The organism is Chryseobacterium potabilaquae (assembly GCF_902728265.1).
GTDB classification, from domain to species: domain Bacteria; phylum Bacteroidota; class Bacteroidia; order Flavobacteriales; family Weeksellaceae; genus Chryseobacterium; species Chryseobacterium potabilaquae.
Map to the genome: position 1 here is coordinate 37,966 of NZ_CACVBR010000030.1, position 7,653 is coordinate 45,618.

Genomic DNA, 7,653 nt, shown 5'->3' on the forward strand with positions numbered 1-7,653 from the left:
ATGAGCGAATTATTATACACAAAATTAGGAATTGATCCTTCATCTCTTGAGGGGCTAACAGAAGAAAAGGCTGTAGAAATTGCCAGTACTATCGAAAGTGGAATCCGATCAAAAATTCTTGAAAGTGAAGATTTTTATAAAACTCTTGATGAAAATAAAATCCCTTCTGAATATAAAAACAAATATCTTTCGGAAGGGACATCCAAAATTGCAGGAATTGCTAAAAAAACACTGGATAAAGAGTTTGCTCTAACCCAGGAAGATAAAAGTAAATTTGGCGAAGAGGACCTTAAAAATATCGACAAATATATTTCTAAAGTAAAAGAGATTTATTCCGGCAAAGTCAATGCAGGAAATAACGAGGTGGGAAATCTTCAAAACGAAAACTTAACCCTCAAGCAGTCTGTTGAAGAATATAAAGGTCAACTTGAAAACCTTACTACTGAATATGAATTAAGAACGGCAGACAGATTAAAACAAAAAGACATGGAATCACTGACCATGCTTGAAGTGATTAAATTAAGTGGTCAGCTCATGGGTAATATCGGAGCGACCTTTAAACTGGTGTATCCGTCCCTTACTGAAAAGTATGCCCTAGTAGAAGAAGGGGGAATTCCTTCTATCAGGAAAAAAGATAATCCTGCTTTTAAAGTTGAATTTGATAATGCTGGGAAAAAAGAGCATTTATCATTGAATAAAGCACTTGAATTAGAATATAAGGCACTGGGACTGTGGAAGGAAACAGAAGAAAAATCCAATCCCCAAACAATAACGATAAATACAGATTTTATGAAGAAAACAATCCCTGAAAATATTCAGGAGAGTATTAGAAAAGAAAGGGCGTTTTTAGAATCCTAATGTTTCGCTATACACCTGTAAAAGCATCTTATTTTTTAGAGATGCTTTTTTATTTTGTCAAAATAGATCCTTTTATATCTGCTAATTTTGTTGGGGCAGCAGTGCCGTACAACTCTTTTATTCTGTGCGCAAACACGAAATTGCAACAATCCAAATAACCTTTAACGAAAAAATAATGATAAAATGGGTCAATTAACACCTTCTTCAGGTCTCTGCATACCTACCACAGGAGAGCTTGTAGAATATTTCGGTAAAAACACTCCGGAAGGAAGAGAAAATGACGGACTGGGATTTCTTCAATTTTTGAAATCTCAGGCTAATATACAAGGCACCAAAAGATTGTCTGACAGCATAAAAGGAGTGGTAGGGAAAAGACGAGGGGTAAAATTAATGTATACCTCTCCGATTTGCTATTCTATTTGTGCAAGTCCTTTCAATTGTCTGGAAATTAGAACGCCTTATTCTGTTCCCTTAAACGTGGTGGACTATGAAATTGAAACAAGATATACCCCTTGTGATGGTACAGGTGAACCTATGGAGCTTACCCTCGATGCAGCTCAATATCAGCAGTATTGTGACCTTGATGATGCCTCTTTTTTTGGGGATCTTATTATGGGCTATGATATGAGATTTATGAAGGAACTCAATAAGGTTCTTGTAGAAATGCTCCTTACCAATATTACTAATACTCAGGTGAGTTATCCCATTGTTTCTTCAAATCAGATGACAGGACAAAGAGTGGTTAATAATGAATTGCCGTTATGGCTTAAGGAACTTGTAGCTACCGCTAAGATGGATTATTCAGAATATGTCATTTTCGGCGGACAGCTGGTGAATCTCATAGCAACGAAATTTGGACTCAGAACCTCTACTACCCAAGGGGAAGTCTATACTATTAATGATCTGCCCCCTTTATATTATGACAGAAACTTTGATACTGTTTTCGGGAAAAACTCTTTGGTACTGCTTCCTAAAAAAGCATTTCAATTCGTAGACTGGACTCAATATGAAGGTTCAAAAGCATTCAAGGGTGAAAAAGAAATTTTCTTCACCAAAAATGTGCCGTTGGGTAATTCCTCATTTCAGATTATCGACTGGATATGGAAATGGGATCCTGAATGTTCAAAATACAAGTATATGCCTTCTCTGTATGCAGAACTGGTAAAAACCATTGGGGGAAATTGCCAGGATGCGGATCAGGATGGGATTTTTATTATCAAAGATTGTAGTACTACAGTAATTCCTGTATGTCCTTAATATAAATAAAAAAAGATGCCTAATCTTATTAGTCTCCATGTTGTGTATGATTCAGCCGGTCTTTTGACCGGACTGAATGATATTGACCTTATCTGCTCAATTTCACCACCCGAAAATAAACAAATCTCTAGCGCAGTATATGATATTTCAGTGAGCCCACCCGTAAAGGTTTCTAATCCTATCAATGGAAATACGAAGATACTAGTCAAAATAGAAGACTGTGATGGTTCTTATTATTTAGTATCCGATTCTTATGGAAAAATATCCGATGCAATGCAAGCCGATTGTGAGTTTTGCGTGTCGGAACCTTTTGGTGGAGAGCCGGAAACGGATCCTATATTTTTAGCATCCCCCGCGCATGATATTACATCAGGTCATATCACGTTTTTAAATGCGAAGGATTACAATAGTCTGAACAATCGGCCTGATCTTTCATTAAAAGCCGATTTGGTAGGAGGGATAGTTCCAGCGTCACAATTACCAAGCTATGTGGATGATGTGTTGGAGTTTGCTGATTTAGCTTCTTTTCCTAATCCGGGAGAAGAAGGGAAAATATATGTGGCTTTAGATACCAATAGAATATACAGATGGAGCGGATCAGTGTATATCGAAGTATCACCAGATACGGATAATTTGACTCAAAGATCAGTAATTCAAAATGTAACCTATACTCAGGATTCAACGAATTATTATATCAGGGGTCAGGTTTTACACCTGGCCAAAGATCAAACGGCAATCAACTTTGCACCTGGTGTTCTATCATTCTATCTAAATGGAGTATTACAAACTGGTACAGGTATATTAATAGATAGAGAACCAACTCCTCTCCTAGCTAGTACTAACTCTCTAGTAGATATGAATGAAGATTCAGTGACAGGAGGATATGCTTTTATCAGATTCTTTATTACAATACCAAAAGCTACTAATACATCTCCTCTATATACAAATGGAGATGGTTATATATCATTTGTACTTAGGTATAATAGTTTTACTCCTGATAATACTGTATCAACTCCTATGCATGTGATGAGAGCTGTGTTTACAACTTCATTAGGAATGTTCCTGCCCTTAGCAGGAGGGACTATGGTAGGGGCCATAAATTTTCCTGCAAGTAGTGCAGTCCCTGTATCTCTCACTAGAACTTTTGCTGGAGTAGCAGGAACTTCTGGATTTGCAAGAGATTTTACTCAACTTATAGATAATACTGGAATTTTAGATTCTTTTGGACACTATGGGGTTTATACTGATGGTGTTATAGCTAGTGGTTGGCATGGGTATCTCGGAGGGCAATCTTATCTCACAAAAAATGCTATTAAGTGGGATTCTAACCAAGCTGTGATTATTGGATCCCTGAATAATGCGATGCTTGCTACACCAGGTTATGCTTTGGATGTAGTAGGTAATGAATTAGTGAGAGGAAATGTTGATTTTACAGGAAATCTAAATACAACTGTTGGAGATTTAGTAGTTCAAAGAGCAGGAGTTACAGCTTTTAGATCTACAGCAACAGATAGTACAGTGTCAGGTAACGCTCCTACTGGTGTAATATATTTAAGACCTCAAGGAGATACAGTTTCCGGTGGACAAGTGATCATTAATCCGAATAATACACAATATGTAGATGCCTATAATTTATTATTTGGAATACAGACAGTTTCAGGATCTTCTTTATTTAATACAAATATACCCGCAGATGCCATAAGAGGTTATGGATTATGGATGGGCCAAAATTTACAATTCAATGGAACAGATTTTATTCAACCTAGAGGAGATTTACCTTCTTATGGTTTTACGGTGAATAATCATAAGAAATTTTCTTTTAATAGAGGTGCGAATACCGGAGTTAGTGGAAGTGTAGTAACGTTGACAGAATTGGTAAGCATCGATGATACGGGAGTAATAGCTACCTTAAATACCGGAAATAGTACTGGGTGGAATAATAAGCAGAATGCTTTAGTTAGTGGAACGAACTTAAAGACGGTAAATTCTAATTCGCTGTTAGGGAGTGGAAATATTAATATTCCAACACCTCCTGTACAATTTGGGGCTTCCTATACAAAAGAATGGAATGGCGCCGTTACGACAGCTACTAATACCGCTGTTTTTGATATATCTTCGGCCTCGTTTGCTTCTATTTCCAATATTTCAATTGGAACAGAGTTAATCGGGGCTAATGTTAATAATGCTCCGTTAGGAGCCATTACAGCAAGAAGTTTAACAAGTATTACGATCTCCTTATATGAGAGTAAGAACACTGGTGTACTCATTGGTGGTAATATAGATGGGTTGGAAACTCATGCTACAGCCAATACGGTGGTGTATTTAACCGTCAAGGGAAATTAAGAATTCAAATTGTGAAGGATAGGAGTTATAAAGGCTGAGCACAAATTTAAAATCACCGAATTAATAATGAAAAATTATACTCAGGCTCCTTTGCCTTTTCAGGGACAAAAACGTCGCTTTTTAAAACAATTTAAAGAAGCTTTAAAGGAATTTTCTCCTACTGCTACCTATGTAGATTTATTCGGAGGTTCTGGCTTGCTTAGCCACACTGTAAAAAATGTATATCCTGATGCTAATGTGATTTATAACGATTTTGATAATTATTGTCAAAGACTTGAAAATATAGATAAAACAAATGCTTTACTATCCGATATTCGAAAAATTTGTATTGACAATACAAGTGGAGTACATAGGGAAAAGCTAAGTAATGAGTTGCACGGTCAAATAATCAATAGGATAGGTAAAGAACAAGCTTTTGTAGACTGGATTACTATTTCATCATCTCTTCTTTTTTCAATGCATTATGTCACTAGCTTCGATCAACTTAAAAAAGAAAGATTCTACAATAAAGTACGGTTAAGTAATTATAGTGCCGAAGACTATCTTAAAGGAGTTAATCGGGTTAGAAAAGATTATCAGGATTTAGTGAATGAATATAAAAATAAAGTGGATGTTGTTTTTTTAGTGGATCCTCCCTATTTATCTACTGATACAGCCACCTATAGTCGACCAGATTATTGGAAATTGACTGATTATCTCAATGTTTTAAAAGCTGTTAAAGATGTTTCTTACTTCTATTTTACCAGTAATAAAAGTCAAATTATTGAGCTTTGTGAGTGGATGCAAAGTAATGAGTATTGTAAGAATCCTTTTGATGGAGCTGTTATTGTAGAAGCTGACACCCATGTAACACATAATGCAAGCTATACAGATATTATGATGTATAGAAACAATGTTGGAGACATGTAGGATTTTCAAAAGTAACTCATTAATCATGAAACAAATATTATTTGAAAACTTTGGAGCTTTCATCGGAGCAATTCTAACAGGGATTGCAGGGTTTTTATTTGGAAAGAAAAAGTTGCAAGCTGAAATTGCCGGAATGTCAGCAGATAATGAGGCTAAGGAGATTGAAAATGCGGATAAGTTAGTCAAACTTTATAAAGAAGCCTTGGATGATCTAGGCAACCGATATGAAATAAAATTTAAAGAATTATCATCCATCTATGACAGTAAAATAAAACTCCTTGAAGATGAAATTAATTTACACAAACGAATCATCGCTCAATTGAAGGAAGATAATATTGTCCTGAAACAAAAAATAAAAAACAATGGAATTTAAAAATTAAAAAAAATGATATTTATTTCAGCAGGACATCACAACAATGATCCCGGAGCAGTTGCAAATGGTTATATTGAAAGAGACTTGACAAAAGATGTAAGAAATATAATTATTCAAAATTTAGATGTAAAAAATGTAATTCAGGATAAGGATTTCGAAACAAATGCTCAATATCAAAGGAGAATTAAACCCGGAAGTGGATCAGTTGTTTTTGACATTCATTTTAATTCGGGAAATCCTACAGTAGGGGGAACAGAATGTTATGTGAACCAGAAAGATTTTGCAGATAAGAATTCTCTATCTTATAAAATGGCTGATGAAATTTGTAAGCTTACCTCCAAAATATTAGGAATTCGTAATCGTGGCGTAAAGCCTGATAGCCTAAGCCAACATTCCAAAATCGGCATCCTTAATCTTGGTTCTGGAATTTCAGTCTTGTGGGAAATTTGCTTTATCTCCTCCGTACTCGATATGCAGAGCTATCTTCAAAAGAAAAATGAGCTTTTGAAAGAAATAGTCAATATTTTGAGAAAGTACGATGCTCAAAAATAAAGTTAACTATTTAACCTACACAGTTAGCGAGATGCTACCGTTTATTATATTTATCTCTTGCAAATTAGCTAGTAAGCCTTTATATTATTTCCCGATATCATCCAAATGATATCCTATTGCTGACATCGGGAAAATAGCTATTTTAAGCACTGCTCTATTTAATTGAAATTTTCTTTAAAACCTCTTTCTTTCGATCATTCTTACCAATTGTATATTTGTTGGTTGTTTCTGGTGAAAGATGATTTGCCATTCCCTGTGCAAAATTTATTGGTACGGTTGATGGTTCTCCAGAGTTCTGGAGTTCATCAAGTTTATCTAAAAATAAATGTTTGAAGGAATAAAAGTCTTCTATTACTTTTATAATTTTTCTATTATCTGTTGGATCTTTTATTTCATTTGAATCTTTCACATTCCTTTTCCAGCGTTTTGTGATTTGATACGCCTTAATTGGGATTAAGCCCGGACGTAAACCTTTAGAGAATATATAATCTTCTTCATTTTTGCTTTCCAGCAAAATTTGATTCCAATATGGAATTGCTGCAGGAATTATTATTTTAGTATCCCAAACATAGGTTCTTCGTTTTTTTATTAAAACTTTATATTCTTGATTTTGAATATCTACGTACTTTGCCTGAACTCTTAAAAGCTCTGATGATCTAGCACCAGAAAAAAAGAAAATACTTGCATATCTATAAAACTCTGGATAATTATCATGGAGGTATTGCAAAACAATACTCTTTTTCTTATCACTTAAAAGTTGTCTTATTTTCGGAACTTCCATTTTTTTGGATACAGGTGATACTGGATTAAATTCAACACAGCCATATTCCAATAATTCTTTAAACATTGTACTTAAACAACTACGATATTTGTTGAAAACAGAATTTGTTGTGTTAATAGCCTCCAAAATATTTTTAATATGCCAAGTTTTCGTTTCTCCAATTTTTAAATATGAGTATGCCAATTCTGGGAGAACCTTTTCAATCTTATTTAATAATTGTCTTGAAAGTCCAAGATATGCTTCTGAAAATGGAATTTTATCTCTTACTACCCAGAGTGCTTTTATAAAATTCATATAGGGGTTAAGGTTACTTTGATTTTCGTGCATATGTTCTTTTGTAATAGGATTGAATTTTTGCACATCGAGTTTTAATTCCATTTCTTCTTTGTAAATCTTTGCAAACAATTTCAATCCCTGAAGATCAGTTCCTGAAAATTTTTTTCGATATTGAAACGGCTCAGGCGCAAAAGTTGGGGGGAACTTTTAATACTATTATCTTTGCTTTATGATAAATGATCAGGAACTTCTTAAATTATTACTTCCAGAATTTTTGGTAGAACACTTTGATATACTAAAAGCC

General features: G+C 34.5%; 7 protein-coding genes. 6 read left to right on the forward strand and 1 reads right to left on the reverse strand.

Annotated features, from left to right (window positions below; genetic code table 11):
- The 6 genes from CHRY9293_RS13815 (at position 1) to CHRY9293_RS13840 (ending at position 6,292) form a co-directional block, all read left to right on the forward strand.
- Complete coding sequence (locus CHRY9293_RS13815; protein ID WP_162033519.1) at positions 1–858, forward strand: hypothetical protein; 858 nt, start codon at positions 1–3, stop codon at positions 856–858.
- A 183-nt stretch (positions 859–1,041) separates the two neighbouring features.
- Positions 1,042–2,115, forward strand: coding sequence for a hypothetical protein (locus tag CHRY9293_RS13820; RefSeq protein ID WP_162033520.1), 1,074 nt, complete (start codon positions 1,042–1,044; stop codon positions 2,113–2,115).
- Positions 2,116–2,130: 15 nt separating this feature from the next.
- On the forward strand, positions 2,131–4,458 hold the full coding sequence (locus CHRY9293_RS18610; RefSeq protein WP_185153220.1) for an autotransporter outer membrane beta-barrel domain-containing protein: 2,328 nt from the start codon (positions 2,131–2,133) through the stop codon (positions 4,456–4,458).
- 66 nt (positions 4,459–4,524) lie between these two features.
- Positions 4,525–5,367 carry a DNA adenine methylase gene (locus tag CHRY9293_RS13830; protein ID WP_162033521.1) on the forward strand — a complete coding sequence of 281 codons (843 nt, stop codon included), beginning with the start codon at positions 4,525–4,527 and terminating at the stop codon, positions 5,365–5,367.
- Positions 5,368–5,392: 25 nt separating this feature from the next.
- Positions 5,393–5,740, forward strand: coding sequence for a hypothetical protein (locus CHRY9293_RS13835; protein ID WP_162033522.1), 348 nt, complete (start codon positions 5,393–5,395; stop codon positions 5,738–5,740).
- Between the two features lie 12 nt (positions 5,741–5,752).
- On the forward strand, positions 5,753–6,292 hold the full coding sequence (locus CHRY9293_RS13840; RefSeq protein WP_162033523.1) for an N-acetylmuramoyl-L-alanine amidase: 540 nt from the start codon (positions 5,753–5,755) through the stop codon (positions 6,290–6,292).
- A gap of 154 nt (positions 6,293–6,446) precedes the next feature.
- Here CHRY9293_RS13840 and CHRY9293_RS13845 read toward each other — a convergent pair whose 3' ends face one another.
- Positions 6,447–7,451, reverse strand: coding sequence for a phage integrase family protein (locus CHRY9293_RS13845; protein WP_162033524.1), 1,005 nt, complete (start codon positions 7,449–7,451; stop codon positions 6,447–6,449).
- Positions 7,452–7,653 lie beyond the last annotated feature (202 nt).

Excerpts from the sequence above, each read along its gene's own strand:
- CHRY9293_RS13815 (WP_162033519.1), top strand. The coding sequence starts at position 1 with ATGAGCGAATTATTATACACAAAATTAGGAATTGATCCTTCATCTCTT.
- CHRY9293_RS13820 (WP_162033520.1), top strand. The coding sequence starts at position 1,042 with ATGGGTCAATTAACACCTTCTTCAGGTCTCTGCATACCTACCACAGGA.
- CHRY9293_RS18610 (WP_185153220.1), top strand. The coding sequence starts at position 2,131 with ATGCCTAATCTTATTAGTCTCCATGTTGTGTATGATTCAGCCGGTCTT.
- CHRY9293_RS13830 (WP_162033521.1), top strand. The coding sequence starts at position 4,525 with ATGAAAAATTATACTCAGGCTCCTTTGCCTTTTCAGGGACAAAAACGT.
- CHRY9293_RS13835 (WP_162033522.1), top strand. The coding sequence starts at position 5,393 with ATGAAACAAATATTATTTGAAAACTTTGGAGCTTTCATCGGAGCAATT.
- CHRY9293_RS13840 (WP_162033523.1), top strand. The coding sequence starts at position 5,753 with ATGATATTTATTTCAGCAGGACATCACAACAATGATCCCGGAGCAGTT.
- CHRY9293_RS13845 (WP_162033524.1), bottom strand. The coding sequence starts at position 7,451 with ATGGAATTAAAACTCGATGTGCAAAAATTCAATCCTATTACAAAAGAA.